Origin of the sequence: Pseudomonas tremae (assembly GCF_001401155.1) — a bacterium.
GTDB classification, from domain to species: Bacteria; Pseudomonadota; Gammaproteobacteria; order Pseudomonadales; family Pseudomonadaceae; genus Aquipseudomonas; species Aquipseudomonas tremae.
Map to the genome: position 1 here is coordinate 1 of NZ_LJRO01000083.1, position 369 is coordinate 369.

General features: G+C 59.1%; 1 pseudogene. It reads left to right on the top strand.

Features of this window, described 5'->3' with window-relative positions:
- Positions 1 to 324 (top strand): annotated as a pseudogene (locus tag ALO43_RS06535) (ABC transporter ATP-binding protein); the annotation flags it as partial.
- Positions 325 to 369: the final 45 nt, after the last annotated feature.

Sequence of the window (369 nt, forward strand, 5' to 3'; positions counted from 1 at the left end):
GCCATTGCCAGAGCGCTGGCCCTGCAACCGGATCTGCTGCTGCTCGATGAGCCGGTTTCGGCCCTGGACGTGTCGGTGCAGGCGCAGATTCTCGACTTGCTGGTCGAACTGCAATCCGAATCCGGCATCGCCTACGTGCTGGTTTCCCACGACTTGGCAGTGGTCGCCAGCGTTGCCCACCAGGTACTGGTGCTCAAGCATGGCAAGACCGCCAAGCAGGGTCTGGCCGAGGATGTTTTTGCCAGGCCTGAAGCGGCTTACACCCAGGAGTTGATTGCTGCGATACCTAGCCGGCGTCTGGAGTTACAAACAGGGACGCACTGACAGATATCTGGTCTTGCATCAATTGGTCGCACGACGTTTGAAACC